Here is a 19454-nt window from a genome sequence, read left to right as displayed (position 1 = left end):
CGGCTCCCGGCCCCTCCGGACCCGCCGGACCCTCCGGCCTGAACGACAATGACCGGCGACAGGGCGGCGGCCTCCGCAGACGTCGCGCTTGACCCTCGACCTGGTCAAGGGTCCAGGGTCCTCGGGTGTGGAGAACGACATGCGCAGTATCGGGGAGATGGCCCGGGACAGCGGACTGGGCGTGAGTGCGCTGCGGTTCTACGACCGGGCCGGGGTGCTGGTCCCCGCTTGGGTGGACCCGGTCAGCGGCTACCGGTGGTACGAGCCGGAGCAGCTGGCGGAGGCCCGGTTGCTGGCCGCGCTGCGCCGGGCCGGCATGCCGCTGGCGGACATCCGGCTGGTGCTGGCCGGCTGGGCCGGCCCCGACCCGGATCTGGTGCGGGGGCTGCTCCGGGCGCACCTGCGCCGTCTCGAACGAGGGCTGTCCGACGCCCGCACCGAGTTCTCCGCGCTCCGATCCCTACTCGACCGCCGGGAGAACCCCATGACATCGCTCCGCACCGCCGTCGGCGCCCTGTCCGTCGCCGCGCCCGCGCTGGCCGCCGCGTTGGACGCGGTCCGCTTCGCGGTCGGCACCGACCCCGGTCTGCCCGTGCTCGGGGGCGTCCTGTTCGACGCCGAGGGCGACCGCCTCCGGGTCGTGGCCACCGACCGGTACCGCCTGGCCGTCGCACAGGCGCCCGTCACCGAGGTCACGCAAGCGTCCGCCACCGACGTCACTCAGGCATCCGCCACCGGTGCCGCGCACGCGTCCGTCACCGGTCACCACAGGACCCGCATGCGGGTTGTCGTGCCCGCCCCGCTCGCCGACGCCATGCGGGCCCTGCTCACGGGCGAGGAGCCGGTCCGGCTCACGGCCGACGGTGACCGTGTGACGCTGGAGACCGGCGACCGGCAGACGGCCGGGCAGTGCCTCGCGCACGACTTCCCCGACTACCGGCGGCTGACCGAGCTGCCGTCCGGACGCCGGGCCCTCGTCGACGTGGCCGGGTTCCGGCAGGCGCTGGAGGCCGGTCCCGTCCGCGGGAGCGAGGCGCGCGAGGAGGACGGCGTCTCCTGCGACCTCAGCGTGCTCAGGGTGGCGGACGACGGCACGGTGCTGCTCTGCGGGGAGGGTGACGACGCTCCGGACCGCGTCGCGGTCAACCGCGAGTTCCTGCTCCAGGCGCTCACCGCCGGCGCCCGCGACCGGCTGATCCTGGAGGTCGGCGCCCCCACGGCACCGCTCGCGATCCGTCGGCCCGACGGCCCCGACGGCCCCGGTGACGAGGGGGCGTTCTCGCTGCTGATGCCGGTGCGTCTGGAGGACTGAGCACCGGGGCCGGGCCCCGTCCGGCGGACGGGGCCGCGCAGGCGGCGTCTTTCCGCCGGACGACCCCCCGGGCCGCGCCTGGGTGGTGGTGCGCACGCGCGCCCGCCGTAGTATCGGTTGATCGCGTGGCGGGGGGAGGCGGTCATGGGCAAGCAGCGGCCCGGCACACCGACGCTGGAGGAAGTGGCGGCCCGCGCCGGTGTCGGGCGCGGCACCGTCTCACGGGTCGTCAACAACGCGGCGGGCGTGCGCGAGTCGACGCGGCGTGCGGTGCAACAGGCCATCGCGGAGCTGGGATACGTGCCCAACCTGGCGGCTCGTTCGCTGGCCGGGCGGCGGGCGGACGCCGTCGCGCTGGTCATGACCGAGACGGACTGGCGGCTGTTCGGGGAGCCGTTCTTCACGGAGATCGTCCGGACCGTCGGCGACGCGCTGACCGACGCGCCGGTCGCACCCTTGCAGTTGCTGCTGACCCAGGTCCGCACGGACACCGAGCGCCGGCGCTTCGTGGAGTACGCGCGCGGCGGCCGGGTCGACGGGGTGCTGCTGATGTCCGTGCACGCCGAGGACCCGCTGCCGGACATGCTCGCCGAGGCGGGTCTGCCCACCGTCATGCTGGGCCGGCGCTCGGGCGACGAAGGGATCACCTACGTCGACGCGGACAACGCCGGCGGGGCCCGCGACGCGGTCACGCACCTGCTGGAGAGCGGCCGTACGGCGATCGCGACCATCACCGGGCCCGCAGACATGTACGTCGCCGAATGCCGGCTGCGCGGCTACCGCGAGGCGCTGCGGCGGGCGGGCATCGGCGTCCGGCCCTCCCTGGTGGCCGAGGGGGACTTCTCGGAGGAGAGCGGGAGCCGGGCGATGACCGAGCTGATCCGGCGGAACCCGGGGCTGGACGCCGTCTTCGCCGCCTCGGACACCATGGCCGCGGGGGCGCTGAAAGCGCTTCGCGCGGCGGGGCGGCGGGTACCGGACGACGTCGCGGTGATCGGCTTCGACGACTTCCACCTGGCCCAGCACACGGATCCGCCGCTGACCACGGTCCGGCAGCCGCTGGAGGAGGTGGGCCGGACGATGGTGCGACTGCTGCTGGAGGAGATCGAGGAGGAGACGGGGGACTCCGCGGTGGCCTGGCGGCACGTCATCCTCCGGACCGAGCTGGTGTTGCGCGGCTCGGCCTGAGAAGCGCGGACCGAGAGCCCTCCGAGCAGGTCGGCCACGCCCCTGGGCGGATCCGCCGAAGCCCTCTTCCCGCCTCGCCCTGCGCATTCCCTCCGATTTCCTTCCACGATCCGCTGCGCACGGTCTTGTCAGGGACAACGACCGCTTCTACAGTCCCCATCGAGCCGAGCTGTGGGAGCGCTCCCAACACGGGGGAGTCGGGAGCGCTCCCGCACTCGGTCACCCCCCACCCGCTCCCCCGCCCGTCCGGTCGGTCCGTCTCCCCGGGCGGGCGGGGGCTCCAGCACGACCCCCGGATGTCATGGACTGATCATCCCGACAGCAGACCCCATGGCTCGACGCAGCAGACTCCTCACCCTCGCGGCGGTGCTGGCCACCCTGCTCGGCGCACTCGGCCTGAGCGTCCTCGGCCAGGGCAGGGCCGAGGCGCACAGCGTCGCGATGATGTCCGGTTCGCGCACCTACCTCTGCCAGCTGGACGCCCTCACCGGCACCGGCGCGCCGGACCCGACCAACCCCGCCTGCCGGGACGCGCTGAACCGGAGCGGCGCCACGGCGCTGTACAACTGGTTCGCGGTGCTCGACTCCAACGCCGGTGGTCGGGGCCCGGGTTATGTGCCGGACGGCACCCTGTGCAGCGCCGGTGACCGTTCCCCGTACGACTTCTCCGCCTACAACGCCGCCCGCGCCGACTGGCCGAGGACGCACCTGACGTCGGGAGCGACGATGAAGGTGCGCTACAGCAACTGGGCCGCGCATCCAGGGGACTTCCGGGTGTATCTGACCAAGCCCGGCTGGTCGCCCACCTCCGAGCTGGGCTGGGACGACCTGGAACTGATCCAGACCGTCACCGACCCGCCGCAGCAGGGCGGGGCGGGCAGCAACGGCGGCCACTACCACTGGGACCTGGCGCTGCCCTCGGGCCGCACCGGTGACGCGGTGCTCTTCATCCAGTGGGTGCGCTCGGACAGCCAGGAGAACTTCTTCTCCTGCTCCGACATCGTCTTCGACGGCGGCAACGGCGAGGTGACCGGCATCCGCGGCCCGGGCGGCACGCCGGGCCCGGACCCGACGGAGCCCGGCCCGACGGACCCGCCGCACACCGGTTCCTGCATGGCCGTCTACAAGGTCGTGAACTCCTGGAACGGTGGCTTCCAGGGCTCCGTGGAGGTCATGAACCACGCGGCGGAGCCGCGCAGCGGCTGGGCCGTGCGGTGGAAGCCCGGGGACGGGACCAGGATCAACAGCGTCTGGAACGGTTCGTTGTCCACCGGGTCCGACGGCACGGTCACGGTCCGGAACGTGGACCACAACCGGGTCATCGCCCCGGACGCCACCGTGACGTTCGGATTCACGGCCACGTCCACGGGCAACGACTTCCCCGCGGGGACGATCGGCTGCGTCACTCCGTGACCTTCGTTCCCCCCTGAAGGGAGTGCCGTGCCGCCCGCGCGCGGCGCTCCCGCCGCCCCGCCCACCTCACGTGCCGGTTACAAATCGCTCAACCTCTGGTTGCGGCGCGGTGATCGGGCGACGATGGGGCCATGACACTGGCTCAGCGCGCCCTGCAGCGGCTGCAGGCCTGGCCCGACCTCACCGCCGGGCCGGCCAGCTGCGGTACCGGGCAGGCGCTCCGCTCCGCGGGCGGCGAGATCGCCCACTTCCACTCGGACCGGGACGTGGACCTCCACCTCACCCGCCGGGTCATCCAGCGCTTCCACTACGACCTCGGCGGCTCCAGCGCGATCCATCTGGTCCCCGGCTCCCGCTGGGTGACCGTGCACCTGGACTGCCAGGCGGACGTCGACCTGCTGCTGAGCCTGGTGAGCATCGCGCTCAAAGCCCACCAGGCGCCGCCCTCCCCCGACGTCCCGTCGGGCTGCAACTTCCACCGGGTCACCGTGCTGACCCGCGACGGCGCGCCGGAGGACTGACCCGCACGGCGACGGCGGCGATGTCCCACAGCACAGGACATCGCCGCCGTCACCCGCCTCGGTGCGCGGACGTCCGGCCCGCGGGGCGGCGCAGCCCGGCCGCGGCCAGCACCGCGCCGAGCACGCAGAGGACACCGGTGAGGACCACGGCCGCGTGGACGCCGTTGAGGAAGGCCTGCCCGCTGCCCTCGACGACCGCCGCCCTCAGGCCAGCCGGCATGGCGGCGGAGACGGGCGCGACGCCCATGGCGACCGCGTCCCGGGCCCCCTCCAGACCCTGCGCCACGCCCGGGGGGACGCCCGCGCCGGTCAGCTCCGCCACGAGGGTGGCCCCGACCTTGCCGCTGATCAGGGAGACCAGCACGGAGGTGCCCAGCGCGCCGCCGATCTGCAGGGTCGTGGCCTGCAGGCCACCGGCCACACCGCCGTCCCTGACCGGGGCGTTGCCGACGATGGCGTCGGAGGAGGCGGCCAGCACCATGCCGACGCCGAGGCCGAGCGCGATGAACGGCGGCCACATGGTGGCGTACGAGGAATCCGTCTGCCAGGTCAGCATGCCGAAGCAGGCGGCGGACTGGAGCCCCATGCCGACCGGCATGGTCAGCCGGGGACCGAAGCGCTGGGTCAGGGCCGCGCCCAGCGGCGAGGCGACCAGGGAGGCCAGGCTCAGCGGGAGTGTCCGCACACCCGCCTGCACGGGCGTGAAGCCGCGGACGTTCTGCAGGTAGAGCATGACGAAGAAGATCACGCCGAGCAGGACGAAGAAGTTCAGCGCGGTGATGACGGCGCCGACGGTCAGGGCGCGGCTGCGGAACAGGCGCATGGGCAGCAGCGGGTGCTCGACACGGGTCTCGTACCAGCCGAAGACCACCAGGATCAGCAGGCCGGCGACGATGGTGCCCCAGGTGCCGCCGGCGGTCCAGCCCCAGGTCTCGCCCTTGACGACACCGAAGACCACGGCCAGGAGCCCGAGGGCGAGCAGGACGACTCCGGGGACGTCGAACCGGTGGTGCCCGGTGGAGTTCCGGCTCTGCGGCAGCACCCAGGCGCTGAAGGCGAGGGCGGCCACGCCGATGGGGGCGTTGATGTAGAAGACCGATTCCCAGTTGACGTGCTCGACCAGGAGGCCGCCGACGATGGGCCCGAGGGCGGTGGACACGGCGGAGACCATGGCCCAGATGCCCACCGCCATGCCGAACTTCCGCGGCGGGAACACGGACCGCAGCAGACCGAGGGTGTTGGGCATCAGCAGGCCGCCGAAGAGGCCCTGGAGGGCACGGAAGGCGATGACTCCCTCGATCGAACCGGACAGCCCGATCGCGACCGAGGCGAGGGTGAAGCCGGTGACGCCGACGAGGTAGTAGGTGCGGCGGCCGAAGCGGTCACCGAGCTTGCCGCCCAGGATGAGGGTGGCGGCGAGGGCGAGCAGGTAGGAGTTGGTGACCCACTGGAGTTCGGCGGTCGAGGCGTGCAGGTCGCTGCCGATCTCCGGGTTGGCGATGGCGACGACGGACGCGTCGAGCTGGACCATGAACAGGCCGAACGCGACGGCGCACAGGGTGAGCCAGGGGTTGGACCGCCGGCCGGCGGCGGCCGGCGGGGCGGGATCGGACGCGGGCAGGGCGGAGTGATCCACGGACGTGGACGGCATGGATGAGCCTTCTTCGGTGCATGCGAGGGGTGGTGCGGGGGCGCCCGGCCGGCGGGCGGTGCGAGGAGGCCGCCCGGTCAGCGGACGGTGCGAGGCCGCGCGGTCAGCGGGCGGTGCGGTGGAGCCGCTGGGCCAGTGCCTGGAGGGCGCCCAGGGCGGAGCCGAGCGCGTCCTTCTCGCCCTCGGTGAGGGACGCCAGGGCGTGGCGGAGGAACGCCGTCTCCAGTTCCCGCACCTCGGCCAGCCGCCGGCGGGACCGGTCGGTGAGGTGGAGGTGGGCGATGCGCTTGTCGGCGCTGTCCTGCCTGCGCTCCAGGTCCCCCCGCTCGGTGAGCTGGGAGACCAGGGTGCTGACGTTGTTCGGCTTCATCAGCAGCACCTCGGCGGCCTCGCGCACGGTGGCACCCTCGCGCTGGGCGACGAACCGCAGCAGGGCGAGCTGACCCTCGGGCGGCTTGGGGTGCGGGTACTCGGCGGCGACCTGCCGGTCCAGCGCCCGGTAGAGCGCGGGGATGCAGGCCGCGAGCCCGGAGGCCATGCGGTCGTCGTCCCTGCGGGGGCGGCTGGATTCGGTCACCCGGACACAATACATATGGCGCTATAGGTATGTCAAAAGAGCTAAGCGGTCCGGGTGCGCGCCCGTGCAACCCCGTCGCAACCTTCCCCGTGGTGGCCTGTACGGCATGGAGGACACCTACGAGGAGACGCCCCGCGTCGAGCTGACCCCCGCGGCGGCCGGTCTGCTGCGCCGGCTGCGCGCGGAGCACGGCCCGCTGATGTTCCACCAGTCCGGCGGCTGCTGCGACGGCAGCTCCCCCATGTGCTGCCCGGCCGGCGAGTTCCGCACCGGCGGGGCGGACGTCCCGCTCGCGGAGCTGGACGTCGAGGGCGTGGCGGAGCCGGTGACCTTCTGGATGTCACGGAGCCAGTACGAGGTGTGGAGCCACACCCGCCTCATCGTGGACGTCGTCGAGGGCCGGGGCAACGGCTTCTCGCTGGAGGCGCCCGAGGGGGTGCGCTTCCTCGTCCGTTCTCGTCTCGTCGGCGCGTAACCCCCTCCGCGGCCGTCCCCGTCTGGTGCACTGCCCCTGTCCCGCGGCAGTTGACCAGGCATCAGGGGGTTCGGTGACAACCCGTTACAGATCGGCGCTGGCGCTCATCACGGCACTCGGCGCGCTGGCCGGTGCCGCCCTCACGGGGGCGGCACCGGCCGGCGCCGTGCAGAAGGCCGTCCGGATCGCGCCGGGCGTGACGTACGAGGAGTTCGACATCCGGGCGGCGGGCGGGGTCACGCACGCGCACCTGCTCCGCGTCGATCTGCGCGACCCGCACGTCCGGCTCGGGCTGCTGTACCCGGGGGCGGTGGCCGCGCGGGCCCCGGTCTCGCGCCTGGCCGACGCGCAGGGCGCCGTCGCGGGCGTCAACGGCGACTTCTTCAACATCACGGAGACGCAGCACCCGGGCGTGGCGGCGACCGGCGCGAGCGTGGGCCCGGCGATCGCGGACGGCCGGGCACTCAAGGCGGCGGTGCCGGACGGCCAGCGCTTCGGCCCGGCCCTGCCGCCCGGTACGACCACCGAGGACGTGGTCGGCGTCGGCACCGACGGGCGGGCCCGGCTGGGGCGGCTCTCCCTCGACGGCGCGGTCGACACCGAGGAGGCGCGGCTGCCGCTCGGCGGTTTCAACCAGTACGCGCTGCCGGTGGGCTCCGTCGGGGCGTTCACCAGCGACTGGGGCGAGGCCTCGCGGGTGCGCGCCACCTGCGGCACGGACACCGACCGGGCCGCACCGTGCAGCACCGACACCTACGAGGTGACGGTCCGCGCCGGGCGGGTGGTGTCCGTCTCCGACACCCCCGGCGCCGGGCCGATCGCGCCGGACACGACCGTGCTGGTCGGCCGGGAGGAGGGCGCCCGGCAGCTGCGCAAGGTCTCTGCCGGGGAGGCCGTGCGGGTGACCCACCGGCTGACGGCCCCGGAGTCGCAGGTGCCGTACCGCTTCGCACTCGGCGGCTATCCCGTGCTCACCGGCGGACGGCCGCTGCCGGGCCTGGACGCGCGCGCGTCGGCGGTACGCACCGCGGTCGGCGTCGCGGACGGCGGGCAACGGGTGCTGCTGCTGGCCGTCGACGGCTCGCCCGGCTACCGCACCGGACTGACCGTCGCCGAAGTCGCCGACGTCATGCGGTCGGTGGGCTCGGTGGACGCGTTCAGCCTGGACGGCGGCGGGTCCTCGACACTGGTCGCCCGGGAGCCGGGCGCGTCCGGCGTGTCGGTGCGCAACCATCCCAGCGCCGGTGCCGAGCGCGCCGTCCCGAACGGCATCGGCGTCTTCACGGCACCGTGAACCGCGCGGCGGCGACCCGGTCAGGGGCTGAGGCTGCCGACGATGTCCGCCGTCGCCGTGAGGCCGCTCTGGATGGTCGGGGCGATGCTCGTGCTGGCCAGGTAGAAACCGAGCAGCATGCACACCAGCGCGTGGGAGAACTTCAGCCCGCCGTTGCGCAGGAAGATCACCGCCAGGATCGCCAGCAACAGCACCACAGAGATGGAAATGGCCATGCGTCAACCTCCTCCGCCACGCCGCCACGTCCGGTTCGCGGCGTTCGGCCGTAAGTGTGGCGTAGCGGAGGGTTCGTCCGGGCGGCTGACCTGTCCTCCGAACGTGTGGTGTCCCGGCGCCGGCGCTACCCGGCGCGGCGGGCGTCGAGGAACGCCTCCAGCCCGGCGAGATCGTCGGTGTTGAGGTGGTCGGCACCGGCGGCGAGCAGCTCGCTCCAGACCGCCTCGCGGGCGGGGCCGGGCAGGTCGGGCGTGGCCCAGAAGCGGACCCGCTGTCCGCGGGCGTGCGCGGCGCCGACGATGCCGTGCAGCTTGCGGCGTTCGGCGTCCGGGAAGGAGCCTGTGCCCCGCCAGGTGAAGTTCAGGTTCCAGTTGTCGCTGATCAGCGGCATGAAGGAGGCCGGGGCGGAGCTGCCGAGGTCCGAGAGCCGGCCGTCGTAGAACGCCCGTCGCACCCGCTGCGCCTCCATGGGTGCGCGGGCCGCCCGGTCGCCGGAGACGACGGCGGTGACGGGGCCCGGGAGGACCCGGCCGTGGGCGTAGGTCGTGAACAGGGACCGGTAGCGGCGCAGATGACGGTCCAGCTCCAGGTAGGTCGACGCACCCTCGGTCTTGATGTCGACGAGGAGTTGCAGGGGGCGGCGGTGGCCGCGGTGGACGGAGCCGTGATGGGCGCGGACGCGGGCGGCGAGCGGGGCGAGGTAGAGCGACTCCAGGGTGCGGGAGGGGTCGAGGTCCGCCGGGTCGTGGGCGACGAGGAGCTGGTCGCCGACGAGGAAGATGTCGGCCTCGACGCTGCCGAAGCGGTGGTCGAGGGCGTCGAGGAGGGGGCGGGGGTGCTCGTAGTCGTTGTGGGCGTGGGCGCGCCACAACGGGCGCGGGCGGTGGGCCCGTTCGCCGGCCAGCGCGGTGCCGGCGGGCAGGGCGACGGAGGCCGCGAGGGCGGCGCCGAGGGTGGTGAGGGCTCTGCGACGGGTGGTGAGGGCCATGCTCTGCCTCCCTGGTGGGCCTTGCGGGACCGATGGGTCCCGCTCGGTCGGGCGAAGTCCGGGACTGGGGAGAGTATGCGGCCCGTGTGGGGCCAAGAAGCAGAGCTGTGGAGGGAGTTGGCCGGAGCGCCGCCGTTCGTTCACGTCGGTGGCGGCGCACACGCGAAGAGCCCGCCCGGGCCCGGGCGGGCTCTTCGCACGTTGCGTCAGGGGTGTTCGGGCCGTCCGAAGCGTTCGGGGTGTTCGCGTCAGGGTGCTTGCAGGTCGACCAGTCCGGCCAGCGTCGAGCGGTGGGCGCCCGCCGTGCCGTGGGCGATGGAGTCGGCCTTGGCCCGCTTCAGGTACAGGTGGACGGGGTGTTCCCAGGTCATGCCGATGCCGCCGTGCAGTTGCAGCGCCTCCTCGGCGGCGCGGACGGCGACGGGAGCCGCGTAGGCCTGGGCGACCGCGACGGCCACGTCGGCGTCCTGCCCGGTGGCGAGCGCGTCGGCGGCGTTGCGGGCGGCGGCGCGGAGGTGGACGACCTCCAGCCACAGCTGGGCGAGCCGGTGCTTGAGCGCCTGGAAGCCGCCGACGGGGCGGTTGAACTGCTTGCGCTCCTTCAGGTAGCGCACGGTCTCGGTCAACGACCACTCGGCCAGGCCGAGCTGTTCGGAGGCGAGGAGTCCGGCACCGGCCCGCAGGGCCCGTCGTACGGCGGGCTCGGCGTCGCCGAGCCGGTCCCCCGGCGCCCCGTCGAGGACGACCTCGGCCAGCGGCCGGGTGAGGTCCAGGGAGGTCTGCGGGGTGACCGCGGCGGCGTCGGCCCGCACGGCGTACAGCCCGCCGTCGTCCGCCGGCACCAGCAGCACGTCGGCGACGGCCGCGTCGGCGATGCCGGTCAGCTTGCCGTGCAGTGCGCCGTCCTGGAGCCGTACGGTGGCGAAGTCCGCGGTCGGCGCGGTGTGCAGGCCGACGGCGAGGACGCCGATGCGCCGGCCGGACGCCAGCTCGGCGAGCAGGTCGCCGGCCGCGTCACAGGCCAGCAGCGCCTCGGTGGCGACGACGGCGCTGCCGAGATAGGGCACGGGTGCCACGGCCCGGCCCAGTTCCTCCAGCACGACGGCGGCCTCGCGGTGGGTGGCGCCCTGGCCGCCCCGGTCCTCGGGGACCAGGAGGCCGGCCAGGCCCATCCCGTCGGTCAGGTTCTTCCACAGGGAGAGGTCGTGCGGGGTGTCCGACTCGATGCGCGCGATCACGCCCGCGGCGTCGCAGTGGTCGGTGAGCAGGTCCCGCACGGCGGCGCGCAGCGCCTCTTCCTCCTCGGTGTACAGGAGATCCGGCTGTCCACTCATCGGGCGAGGTCCTTCCAGGCGACGTCCTTGTCGGTGCGCGGCTCGGAGGGCAGCCCGAGGACGCGCTCGGCGACGATGTTCAGCAGGACCTCGCTGGTCCCGCCCTCGATGCTGTTGCCCTTGGAGCGCAGGTAGCGGTAGCCGGCGTCGCGGCCGGTGAAGTCCACCAGCTCGGGGCGGCGCATGGTCCAGTCGTCGTACAGCAGGCCCTGAGCGCCGCGGAGTTCCACCTCCAGGCCGCTGATCTCCTGGTTGAGCCGGGCGAACGCCAGCTTCATGCCGGCGCCCTCGGGGCCGGGATGGCCGGCCACCAGCTGCTGGCGCAGCCGCTCGCCGGTGAGCCGGGCGACCTCGGCCTCGACCCACAGCTTCAGCAGCCGCTGGTGCAGGTCGTGGGTGCGCAGCTCGGGGCGCTCCCGCCAGGTCTTCGAGACCGGTCCGATCATGCCGCCCTCGCGGGGCAGCCGGGCGCCGCCGATGGCGACGCGCTCGTTGTTCAGCGTGGTCTGGGCGACCCGCCAGCCGTCGCCGACCTCGCCGAGCCGCCGGGAGTCGGGGATGCGGACGCCGGTGAGGAAGACCTCGTTGAACTCGGCCTCGCCGGTGATCTGGCGCAGCGGCCTGACCTCGACGCCCGGGTCGGTCATGTCGCAGACGAAGTAGGTGATGCCGCGGTGCTTGGGCACGTCCGGGTCGGTGCGGGCGATGAGGATGGCCCAGCGGGCGAGGTGCGCGCTGGACGTCCAGACCTTCTGCCCGTCGACCACCCAGGTGTCGCCCTCGCGCACGGCGCGGGTGCCGAGCGCGGCGAGGTCGGAGCCGGCGCCGGGTTCGCTGAACAGCTGGCACCACACCTCCTCCCCCGTCCACAGCGGGCGCAGGAGGCGGCGCTTCTGCTCCTCGGTGCCGTACTGGAGGATCGTCGGCGCGGCCATGCCGAGGCCGATGCCGATGCGCCGCGGATCGTTGTCGGGGGCGCCGGCGGCGGCCAGTTCGGCGTCCACGACGGGCTGGAGGGAGCGGGGTGCGCCGAGCCCGCCGAGGCCCTCGGGGAAGTGGACCCAGGCCAGCCCCGCGTCGAAGCGGGCCCTCAGGAAGTCCAGGCGGCCGGTGGTGGCCGGCGGGTGCGCGGCCAGCAACTCCTGTGTGCGCCGGCGCAGTTCGTCCGCGTCGGTCGCACGGCGGGTGTCGGTCATGCGGCGGCTCCCTTCTCCAGGACGACGGCGACCCGGCCGGTGGTGACGCCGTCGGCGACGCGCTGCACGGCGGCCGACGCCTGCTCCAGCGGCACGCGCTCGCTGACCAGCGGCCTGATCGCCCCCTGGGCGGCCAGTTCGGTGAGCTGTTCGTGGCACTGCTGCACCAGCGCGGGGTTCTTGGTGTTGTACAGGCCCCAGTGCAGGCCGAGGATCGCGTAGTTCTTCACCAGGGCGTGGTTGAGCGCAGGGCTGGGGATGGTGCCGCTGGCGAAGCCGACGACCACGATCCGGCCCTCGAAGGCGACGACCTTGGCGGACTGGGCGTAGGCGGCGCCGCCCACCGGGTCGTAGATCACGTCGGCGCCGCGTCCGCCGGTGGCCTCCTTCACGGCGGCGACGACGTCCTCGCTCTTGCGGTCGACGACCACGTCGCAGCCCAGCTCCCGGGCGACGGCGGCCTTGTCGGTGCCGCCGACGACCCCGATGACGGTGGCGCCCGCGGCCTTGCCGAGCTGCACGGCCGCGCTGCCGACCCCTCCGGCGGCGGCGTGGACGAGCAGGGTCTCGCCGGACTCCAGCCGGGCCCGGCGGTGCAGGCCGAACCAGCCGGTCTGGTAGCCGATGTGCAGGGCGGCGGCCTCGGCGTCGTCCAGGGTTTCGGGCGCGGGCAGCAGCGCGCGGGCGTCGGCGAGGGCGTACTCGGCGAAGCCGCCGTGCGGCAGTGCCGGGTTGGCGATGACCCGCCGGCCGTCCTCGGTCTCGCCGCAGATCTCCACGCCCGGCGTGAACGGCAGCGGCGGCCGGACCTGGTAGTGGCCCCGGCACAGCAGTGCGTCGGGGAAGTTGATGTTGGCGGCGCGGACCTTCAGCAGGACCTGGCCGTCACCGGGCGCCGGCGGCGCCACGTCCGCGAGGCGCATCACCTCGCCCGGCTCGCCGTTCTCGTGCACCTGCCATGCCTGCATGCGGGGCCTCCACCGACTGCGTCGTCCGACCGGGTCCACCGCATACTAAGCGGTCGCTTGCCGGGAAGGGAACAGCCTCCCGCGGTCGGGTGCGTCACGAGCGGGCGGCGGGCCGCGCCCGGACGTGCATCCGCTCGCCCTGCGGGCCGAACAGGCTGAGGAACTCCACCGGCCCCTCCCCCGTCGACCCGAACCAGTGCGGCACCCGCGTGTCGAACTCGGCGGCCTCCCCGGCCGTGAGGACCACGTCGTGCTCGCCCAGCACCACCCGCAGCCTGCCGGACAGGACGTAGAGCCACTCGTAGCCCTCGTGGGTGCGCGGCTCGGGCTCCTCCGTGCTCCGCGGAACCACTACCTTGAACGCCTGGAGTCCGCCGGGCTGCCGGGTGAGCGGCCAGTAGGTGCGGCCTTGCCGCGTGATCGGCTTGGCGCGCACCCGGGGGTCGCCCACCGGAGGCGCCCCGACCAGCTCGTCCAGCGGCACCTGGTGGGCCTGGGCGATGGGCAGCAGCAGTTCGAGGCTCGGCTTGCGCAGCCCGGACTCCAGGCGCGAGAGGGTGCTCACCGAGATACCGGTCGACTCGGAGAGGGCCGCGAGGGTGACCTCGCGCTCCTTCCTGATCTGCCGCAGCCGCGGGCCCACGCCCGCGAGAACGTCGTCCGTCGTCATGCGCTTATTGCAGAACCGGCAAACTTGTTTGTCAATCCCGTGATGCCCGAGCGACCTTTTCGGTGGAGGTGGTCACCATGACCGAGCAGACCGAGAAGACCCAGACCGAGAGCACGGAGAGCACCGAGAGCACCGGCGGGTACGACGTGATCGTCGTCGGCGGCGGTGCGGCCGGGCTGTCCGCCGCGCTGGTCCTGGGCCGGGCGCGGCTGCGCACCCTGGTCGTCGACGCGGGCGAGCCGCGCAACGCGCCCTCGTCGCACATGCAGGGCTACCTGACCCGGGACGGCATGTCGCCCGCGGAGTTCCTGGCCGTGGGCCGTCAGGAGATCGCCGGGTACGGCGTCGAACTCGTCCGCGACCGCGCGGTGGACGTCGTCAGGGGCGAGGACTTCGCCGTGGAGCTGGCCGGCGGGCGGACCGTGCGCGCCCGGCGCCTGATCGTCACCACCGGGCTCAAGGACGAGCTGCCCCGGGTGCCCGGCGTCGCCGACCGGTTCGGCCGGGACGTCCTGCACTGCCCGTTCTGCCACGGCTGGGAGGTGCGCGACGAGGCCTTCGGGGTGCTCGCGACCAGTCCGCTGAGCGTGCACCAGGCACTGATGGTGTCCGGCTGGTCCAAGGACGTGACCCTGTTCCTGCACACGGTCGACGAGGCGGAGCTGTCCGACCAGGACCTGCGCCGGCTGGCCGCGGCCGGCGTGAAGGTGGTGCCCGGCGAGGTGGCCGAGGTGGTCGTCGAGGAGGACCGGGTCACCGGCGTCCGGCTGGAGGACGGCTCGGTGCACGGGCGGTCGGTGGTGTTCGTGGCGCCGCGTGCGGTGCCGCAGACCGGGCTGCTGGAACGGCTGGGCGCCGAGCTGAAGGACAGCCCGGTCGGGGCCTACCCGGTGGTCGACCCGACCGGTCTGACCAGCGTGCCCGGCGTCTGGGCGGCGGGCAACGCGATCGGCTTCGCCGAGCAGGTCGTGCACGCGGCGAGCGGCGGCTACCGCGCGGCCTCCGCGATCGTCGGGGATCTGATCATGTCGGACCTGGACGCGGCCCTGCCGGACCGGCCGACGGGGTGAGGCACCGGCCGGGCGCGGCACCTGGCCCGGTACCGAGCCGCCCGCCCGGCCGCGGCACACGCCGGGTGCGGGGCCACCCGGTACGGCCACCGACCGGACACAGAACCGCCCGCCCCCGGCACCGGCACCGGCCAGGTGTGGGACCGCCCGTACCGGTGCACCATGGCTGCATGCTGCTCGCCCGGCTCGCCCAGGTGTCCCGGGAGGTCGCCGCCGCCTCGGCGCGCTCCCGGAAGACCGCCCTGCTCGCCCAGCTGTTCCGGGAGGCCGAGGCGGAGGACGTGCCGATCGTCATCCCCTACCTCGCGGGCCGGCTGCCGCAGGGGCGGATCGGCATCGGCTGGAAGGTGCTGAGCCGCCCCGTCGCACCGGCCGGCGAGCCGACGCTCACGGTGCGCGAGGTGGACGCCCGGCTGACCGAGCTGGCCGGGGTGTCCGGCACCGGCTCGCAGGCCGAGCGCTCCCGGCTGGTCGGGGAGCTGCTGGGCGCGGCCACCGGGGACGAGCAGCGGTTCCTGTTCGGGCTGCTCACCGGCGAGGTGCGCCAGGGGGCGCTGGACGCGGTCGCCGTCGAGGGACTCGCGCAGGCGACCGGCGCGCCGGCGGCGGACGTGCGCAGGGCGGTGATGCTGGCGGGCTCGCTCCAGGCGGTGGCCGAGGCGCTGCTCGCCGACGGGCCGCCCGCGCTGGAGCGGTTCCGGCTCACCGTGGGCCGCCCGGTGCTGCCGATGCTCGCGCACAGCGCGTCCTCGGTGGCCGAGGCGGTGGAGAAACTCGGTACCGCGGCGGTGGAGGAGAAGCTGGACGGCATCCGGGTCCAGGCCCACCGCGACGGCGGCACCGTGCGGCTGTACACGCGCACCCTGGACGACATCACCGACCGGCTGCCCGAGGTGACCGCGGCCGTGCGGGAGCTGCCCGGCGAGCGGTTCGTGCTGGACGGCGAGGTGATCTCCCTCGACCCGGGCGGGCGCCCCCGGTCGTTCCAGGAGACCGCCGGGCGGGTCGGCTCCCGCGTCGACGTCGCCACCGCGGCGAAGGCGGTGCCGGTCTCCCCCGTCTTCTTCGACGTGCTCTCCGTGGACGGCCGCGACCTGCTCGACCTGCCGCTGACCGAGCGGCATACGGAGCTGGCCCGGCTGGTCCCGGAGCCGATGCGGGTGCGCCGTACGGTCGTGTCCGGGGTCGAGGACGTCCCGGCGGCCGAGGACTTCCTCGCCGAGACGCTGAAGCGGGGCCACGAGGGCGTCGTCGTCAAGGGCACCGACGCCGCCTACAGCGCCGGCCGGCGGGGCGCGTCCTGGCTGAAGGTGAAGCCCGTCCACACCCTCGACCTGGTCGTCCTGGCCGCCGAGTGGGGGCACGGCCGCCGCACCGGCAAGCTCTCCAACCTCCACCTGGGCGCCCGCACCGCCGACGGTTCCTTCGCCATGCTCGGCAAGACGTTCAAGGGCATGACCGACCGGATGCTGGCCTGGCAGACGGAGCGGCTGCGCGAGCTGGCCCTCCAGGAACACGGCTGGGGGGTGACCGTCCGCCCCGAACTGGTCGTCGAGATCGCCTACGACGGCCTCCAGCGCTCCACCCGCTACCCGGCCGGCGTCACCCTGCGCTTCGCCCGCGTGGTCCGCTACCGCGAGGACAAGCGGCCCGAGGACGCGGACACGGTGGAGACGCTGCTGGCCGCGCACCCGGAGGCGGCACCGTGAGACGCAGCGCGGGCCTGCTGCTCTACCGGCGCACCGACCGGGGTCTTGAGGTGCTGCTCGGTCACATGGGCGGCCCGTTCTTCGCCCGCCGCGACAAGGGGGCGTGGACGGTCCCGAAAGGCGAGTACGAGCCCGGTGAGCCGGCCTGGGACGCGGCCCGGCGCGAGTTCCGGGAGGAGCTGGGGGTGCCGCCGCCCGCCGGGGACGGAGCGGTGCCGCTCGGCGAGGTGCGCCAGTCCGGCGGCAAGCTGGTCACGGTCTGGGCGGTGGAGGCCGACCTCGACCCGGCGGCCGTCGACCCCGGCACCTTCCTGATGGAGTGGCCGCCGCGCTCGGGTCGGACGCGGGAGTTCCCGGAGCTGGACCGGGTGGCGTGGCTTCCGCTGGACCGGGCCCGGGAGGTGATCGTCACGGCCCAGTCCGCGTTTCTCGACCGGCTGGCGGAGCACTCGGCGTGAGACGAACCCTCCCGCGTTGCGGTGCCCGCCGCCGCGCGCGAGGGTCGGAGCACAGCCCGCTGCCAGGGAGGTCAGCCATGCCCATCGCGACGGTCAATCCGGCGAACGGCGAGACGGTCAGGACGTACGAGGCCATGGGCGAGGAGGAGGTCGAGCGCCGGCTCCAGCTCGCCGAGGCCACCTTCCGCACGTACCGGACGACCACGTTCGAGGAACGTGCCCGGATGCTGCACCGGGCCGCCGAGCTGCTGGAGCAGGACCAGCAGGAGATCGGCCGGGTCATCACCACGGAGATGGGCAAGCCGGTCAAGCAGGCCCGCGCGGAGGCGGCCAAGTGCGCCAAGGCGATGCGCTGGTACGCCGACCACGCCGCCGGACTGCTCGCCGACGAGGAGCCCGCCGAGGCCGATGTGAAGGACTCCGGCGCCTCCCGGGTGCTGGTGCGCTACCGGCCGCTGGGTCCGGTGCTCGCAGTGATGCCGTGGAACTTCCCGCTGTGGCAGGTGGTGCGCTTCGCGGCGCCCGCGCTGATGGCCGGCAACGTGGGTCTGCTCAAGCACGCCTCGAACGTGCCGCAGACCGCCCTGTACCTGGAGGACCTCTTCCACCGGGCCGGCTTCCCCGAGGGCTGTTTCCAGACGCTGCTGATCGGCTCCGCCGCGGTGGACGACGTGCTGCGCGACGAGCGGGTCCGGGCGGCCACCCTCACCGGCAGCGAGCCCGCCGGCCGCGCGGTGGCCTCCACCGCCGGGGAGATGATCAAGAAGACGGTGCTGGAGCTGGGCGGCAGCGACCCGTTCGTCGTCATGCCCTCGGCCGACCTGGACCGGGCCGCCGAGGTCGCGGTGAACGCGCGGGCGCAGAACACCGGTCAGTCGTGCATCGCCGCCAAGCGCTTCATCGTGCACACGGACGTGCACGACGCCTTCGCCGAGCGCTTCACCGCGGGCATGAAGGCGCTGAAGGTCGGCGACCCGATGGAGGAGGACACCGAGGTCGGCCCGCTCTCCAGCGAGCAGGGCCTGACCGACCTGGCCGAGCTGGTCGACGACGCCGTGCGCGGCGGTGCGACCGTGCTGTGCGGCGGGCAGCGCCCGGACGGGCCGGGCTGGTACTACCCGCCGACCGTGCTGGCCGGCATCACCCGGGGGATGCGCATCCATCGTGAGGAGGCCTTCGGACCGGTCGCCACGCTCTACCGGGCGGCCGACCTGGACGAGGCCGTGCTGATCGCCAATGACACGGACTTCGGGCTCAGTTCCAACGTCTGGACGCGGGACGAGTCCGACGTCGACCGCTTCGTGCGCGACCTGGAGGCGGGCGGCGTGTACGTCAACGGGATGACGGCCTCCCACCCGGCGTTCCCCTTCGGCGGGGTCAAGCGGTCGGGCTACGGGCGTGAGCTGTCCGGACACGGAATCCGCGAGTTCTGCAACATCACCACGGTATGGCACGGAGCGTGAGCGTTCCGGGGCTACGATCCCTTTTTGTGACCCGCGAAGTGACACTCCCTCTGATCGTCGACGACCGCGGCACCTTGCAGGTGGCCGCGGCCGACGTGAGCAAGCTGCTGCGCACCGTGGGCGGCCGGTGGCTGCGTCTGGTGGAGACCGGCGAGGAGAGCCTGGACGAGGACACGGTGGCGGCCCTGACCATCGAACTGGCCAAGCTGGCCGACCGGATCGACGTGGCGTGCATCGCCCACAGCAGCGGTCAGTCGACCTGACCGGGCCGCCCCTGGTCCCGCTCCCAGAGTGTGTGCCAGAACATCCGCTCGTAGCTCTGCAGCAGTACCCCGTAGCGGCGCACGAGGTCCTCGCTGAGGTGACCGGCGTCCAGGCCCGCCTGTACGGCGGCCGTGGTCTTCCCCTCCAGCTCCGGGTCGGGTTCGGCGAAGAGGTCGAAGAAGGCGCAGGCCTCGTCGGGGAAGCCGTAGTGGCGGCGCAGGGCGTCGGCGATCGTCGCGCAGTAGCCGCCCCAGGCGGAGAAGTTGGCGTGCAGCGCGAGCACGGTCTCGGCGGGTGAGCCGTTCAGCGCGAGCCAGGCGACGTACGCGGGGTAGGCCTGGCAGCCCGGCAGCGGCGCGTAGGACACCGACCGGGTCTCGTCCACGCCGCAGGCCGCGGCGAACGTCTCCAGCCGCCGGCCAGCCACCGCCTCCGACTCGGCCAGCGCGGTGAAGTACGCGGTGATCCGCGGTGCCTCGGCGGTGCGGTGGGCCAGGTACTCGAAGGCGCGGCGGTCGGCGGCGATCACCCACCGCTGCTCCAGTGCCAGCGCGGCGAGCGTGTCCCGGCCGGCCGCCCCGCGCGCCACCAGCGGCACCAGCCGGTTGGCGTGCGGATCGGGGGCCAGTTTTCCGGTGGTCGTCTCCAGCAGTTCCCGAGCCGTGCGCGCCATCGCTTCCTCCGTCG

Annotated in this window: 20 protein-coding genes; 11 read left to right on the top strand and 9 right to left on the bottom strand. The window is 73.9% G+C overall.

All coding sequences use genetic code 11. The features are described 5' to 3' along the window. Positions 1–139 precede the first annotated feature (139 nt). From ACLGIH_RS30040 to ACLGIH_RS30025, 4 genes are all read left to right on the top strand, one after another. A complete protein-coding gene (locus ACLGIH_RS30040) occupies positions 140–1312 on the top strand; it encodes a DNA polymerase III subunit beta family protein (protein ID WP_416528419.1) in 1173 nt (390 codons plus the stop codon). A gap of 144 nt (positions 1313–1456) precedes the next feature. Then, positions 1457–2500, top strand: a complete 1044-nt coding sequence (locus tag ACLGIH_RS30035; RefSeq protein ID WP_416528418.1) for a LacI family DNA-binding transcriptional regulator — start codon at positions 1457–1459, stop codon at positions 2498–2500. A 330-nt stretch (positions 2501–2830) separates the two neighbouring features. Continuing rightward, positions 2831–3913, top strand: coding sequence for a lytic polysaccharide monooxygenase (locus ACLGIH_RS30030; RefSeq protein WP_416528417.1), 1083 nt, complete (start codon positions 2831–2833; stop codon positions 3911–3913). Positions 3914–4044: 131 nt separating this feature from the next. Beyond that, on the top strand, positions 4045–4434 hold the full coding sequence (locus ACLGIH_RS30025; protein WP_416528416.1) for a luciferase domain-containing protein: 390 nt from the start codon (positions 4045–4047) through the stop codon (positions 4432–4434). A gap of 49 nt (positions 4435–4483) precedes the next feature. Here the strand turns inward: ACLGIH_RS30025 and ACLGIH_RS30020 are convergent, their stop codons facing one another. Continuing rightward, positions 4484–6085 (bottom strand): MFS transporter, encoded by a 1602-nt coding sequence (locus ACLGIH_RS30020; RefSeq protein ID WP_416528415.1) that lies wholly within the window; start codon positions 6083–6085, stop codon positions 4484–4486. Positions 6086–6188: 103 nt separating this feature from the next. Continuing rightward, positions 6189–6662 (bottom strand): MarR family winged helix-turn-helix transcriptional regulator, encoded by a 474-nt coding sequence (locus ACLGIH_RS30015; RefSeq protein ID WP_416528414.1) that lies wholly within the window; start codon positions 6660–6662, stop codon positions 6189–6191. A 106-nt stretch (positions 6663–6768) separates the two neighbouring features. Here ACLGIH_RS30015 and ACLGIH_RS30010 point away from each other — a divergent pair, with 106 nt between their 5' ends. Both ACLGIH_RS30010 and ACLGIH_RS30005 read left to right on the top strand, forming a co-directional pair. Beyond that, positions 6769–7137 (top strand): DUF779 domain-containing protein, encoded by a 369-nt coding sequence (locus ACLGIH_RS30010; protein ID WP_416528413.1) that lies wholly within the window; start codon positions 6769–6771, stop codon positions 7135–7137. A 73-nt stretch (positions 7138–7210) separates the two neighbouring features. After that, positions 7211–8431, top strand: coding sequence for a phosphodiester glycosidase family protein (locus ACLGIH_RS30005; protein ID WP_416528412.1), 1221 nt, complete (start codon positions 7211–7213; stop codon positions 8429–8431). A 20-nt stretch (positions 8432–8451) separates the two neighbouring features. On the opposite strand, the gene ACLGIH_RS30000 is transcribed toward ACLGIH_RS30005, so the two are convergent. The 6 genes from ACLGIH_RS30000 to ACLGIH_RS29975 form a co-directional block, all read right to left on the bottom strand. Next, complete coding sequence (locus ACLGIH_RS30000; RefSeq protein ID WP_416528411.1) at positions 8452–8646, bottom strand: hypothetical protein; 195 nt, start codon at positions 8644–8646, stop codon at positions 8452–8454. A 125-nt stretch (positions 8647–8771) separates the two neighbouring features. Further along, on the bottom strand, positions 8772–9635 hold the full coding sequence (locus tag ACLGIH_RS29995) for a phosphatidylinositol-specific phospholipase C/glycerophosphodiester phosphodiesterase family protein (RefSeq protein ID WP_416528410.1): 864 nt from the start codon (positions 9633–9635) through the stop codon (positions 8772–8774). Positions 9636–9883: 248 nt separating this feature from the next. Beyond that, positions 9884–10969 (bottom strand): acyl-CoA dehydrogenase family protein, encoded by a 1086-nt coding sequence (locus tag ACLGIH_RS29990; RefSeq protein WP_416528409.1) that lies wholly within the window; start codon positions 10967–10969, stop codon positions 9884–9886. Then, complete coding sequence (locus tag ACLGIH_RS29985) at positions 10966–12165, bottom strand: acyl-CoA dehydrogenase family protein (RefSeq protein ID WP_416528408.1); 1200 nt, start codon at positions 12163–12165, stop codon at positions 10966–10968. The genes ACLGIH_RS29990 and ACLGIH_RS29985 overlap by 4 nt, the downstream gene beginning before the upstream one ends. Continuing rightward, the gene (locus ACLGIH_RS29980; protein WP_416528407.1) at positions 12162–13133 is read right to left on the bottom strand and encodes an NADPH:quinone oxidoreductase family protein; all 972 of its coding nucleotides are present in this window, start codon (positions 13131–13133) and stop codon (positions 12162–12164) included. Before ACLGIH_RS29980 ends, ACLGIH_RS29985 begins: the two co-directional genes overlap by 4 nt. 94 nt (positions 13134–13227) lie before the next feature. Beyond that, on the bottom strand, positions 13228–13803 hold the full coding sequence (locus ACLGIH_RS29975; RefSeq protein WP_416528406.1) for a helix-turn-helix domain-containing protein: 576 nt from the start codon (positions 13801–13803) through the stop codon (positions 13228–13230). Between the two features lie 77 nt (positions 13804–13880). Between ACLGIH_RS29975 and ACLGIH_RS29970 the strand changes: the two genes are divergently transcribed. The 5 genes from ACLGIH_RS29970 to ACLGIH_RS29950 all read left to right on the top strand — a co-directional run bounded on the left by ACLGIH_RS29970 (position 13881) and on the right by ACLGIH_RS29950 (position 18766). Next, a complete protein-coding gene (locus tag ACLGIH_RS29970) occupies positions 13881–14873 on the top strand; it encodes an NAD(P)/FAD-dependent oxidoreductase (protein ID WP_416528405.1) in 993 nt (330 codons plus the stop codon). A 170-nt stretch (positions 14874–15043) separates the two neighbouring features. Continuing rightward, a complete protein-coding gene (locus ACLGIH_RS29965; protein ID WP_416528404.1) occupies positions 15044–16582 on the top strand; it encodes an ATP-dependent DNA ligase in 1539 nt (512 codons plus the stop codon). Then, positions 16579–17040 (top strand): NUDIX hydrolase, encoded by a 462-nt coding sequence (locus ACLGIH_RS29960; protein WP_416528403.1) that lies wholly within the window; start codon positions 16579–16581, stop codon positions 17038–17040. Before ACLGIH_RS29965 ends, ACLGIH_RS29960 begins: the two co-directional genes overlap by 4 nt. A gap of 77 nt (positions 17041–17117) precedes the next feature. Beyond that, on the top strand, positions 17118–18503 hold the full coding sequence (locus ACLGIH_RS29955) for an NADP-dependent succinic semialdehyde dehydrogenase (RefSeq protein ID WP_416528402.1): 1386 nt from the start codon (positions 17118–17120) through the stop codon (positions 18501–18503). A 26-nt stretch (positions 18504–18529) separates the two neighbouring features. Continuing rightward, positions 18530–18766 carry a DUF6213 family protein gene (locus tag ACLGIH_RS29950; protein WP_416528401.1) on the top strand — a complete coding sequence of 79 codons (237 nt, stop codon included), beginning with the start codon at positions 18530–18532 and terminating at the stop codon, positions 18764–18766. Here the strand turns inward: ACLGIH_RS29950 and ACLGIH_RS29945 are convergent. Then, on the bottom strand, positions 18754–19440 hold the full coding sequence (locus tag ACLGIH_RS29945; protein WP_416528400.1) for a thiaminase II/PqqC family protein: 687 nt from the start codon (positions 19438–19440) through the stop codon (positions 18754–18756). The two genes, ACLGIH_RS29950 and ACLGIH_RS29945, sit on opposite strands and share 13 nt — an antisense overlap. Positions 19441–19454 lie beyond the last annotated feature (14 nt).

It is taken from the genome of Streptomyces hamibioticus (assembly GCF_047946815.1).
Lineage (GTDB): Bacteria > Actinomycetota > Actinomycetes > Streptomycetales > Streptomycetaceae > Streptomyces.
The sequence above is the reverse complement of the archived record's forward strand: the minus strand, read 5'-3'. Positions and strand labels throughout refer to the sequence as shown.

Excerpts from the sequence above, each read along its gene's own strand:
- ACLGIH_RS29980 (WP_416528407.1), bottom strand. The coding sequence starts at position 13,133 with ATGCAGGCATGGCAGGTGCACGAGAACGGCGAGCCGGGCGAGGTGATG.
- ACLGIH_RS30040 (WP_416528419.1), top strand. The coding sequence starts at position 140 with ATGCGCAGTATCGGGGAGATGGCCCGGGACAGCGGACTGGGCGTGAGT.
- ACLGIH_RS29970 (WP_416528405.1), top strand. The coding sequence starts at position 13,881 with ATGACCGAGCAGACCGAGAAGACCCAGACCGAGAGCACGGAGAGCACC.
- ACLGIH_RS29965 (WP_416528404.1), top strand. The coding sequence starts at position 15,044 with ATGCTGCTCGCCCGGCTCGCCCAGGTGTCCCGGGAGGTCGCCGCCGCC.
- ACLGIH_RS29945 (WP_416528400.1), bottom strand. The coding sequence starts at position 19,440 with ATGGCGCGCACGGCTCGGGAACTGCTGGAGACGACCACCGGAAAACTG.
- ACLGIH_RS29995 (WP_416528410.1), bottom strand. The coding sequence starts at position 9,635 with ATGGCCCTCACCACCCGTCGCAGAGCCCTCACCACCCTCGGCGCCGCC.
- ACLGIH_RS30020 (WP_416528415.1), bottom strand. The coding sequence starts at position 6,085 with ATGCCGTCCACGTCCGTGGATCACTCCGCCCTGCCCGCGTCCGATCCC.
- ACLGIH_RS29990 (WP_416528409.1), bottom strand. The coding sequence starts at position 10,969 with ATGAGTGGACAGCCGGATCTCCTGTACACCGAGGAGGAAGAGGCGCTG.
- ACLGIH_RS29985 (WP_416528408.1), bottom strand. The coding sequence starts at position 12,165 with ATGACCGACACCCGCCGTGCGACCGACGCGGACGAACTGCGCCGGCGC.
- ACLGIH_RS29975 (WP_416528406.1), bottom strand. The coding sequence starts at position 13,803 with ATGACGACGGACGACGTTCTCGCGGGCGTGGGCCCGCGGCTGCGGCAG.
- ACLGIH_RS30000 (WP_416528411.1), bottom strand. The coding sequence starts at position 8,646 with ATGGCCATTTCCATCTCTGTGGTGCTGTTGCTGGCGATCCTGGCGGTG.
- ACLGIH_RS30030 (WP_416528417.1), top strand. The coding sequence starts at position 2,831 with ATGGCTCGACGCAGCAGACTCCTCACCCTCGCGGCGGTGCTGGCCACC.
- ACLGIH_RS30025 (WP_416528416.1), top strand. The coding sequence starts at position 4,045 with ATGACACTGGCTCAGCGCGCCCTGCAGCGGCTGCAGGCCTGGCCCGAC.
- ACLGIH_RS29955 (WP_416528402.1), top strand. The coding sequence starts at position 17,118 with ATGCCCATCGCGACGGTCAATCCGGCGAACGGCGAGACGGTCAGGACG.
- ACLGIH_RS30010 (WP_416528413.1), top strand. The coding sequence starts at position 6,769 with ATGGAGGACACCTACGAGGAGACGCCCCGCGTCGAGCTGACCCCCGCG.
- ACLGIH_RS30035 (WP_416528418.1), top strand. The coding sequence starts at position 1,457 with ATGGGCAAGCAGCGGCCCGGCACACCGACGCTGGAGGAAGTGGCGGCC.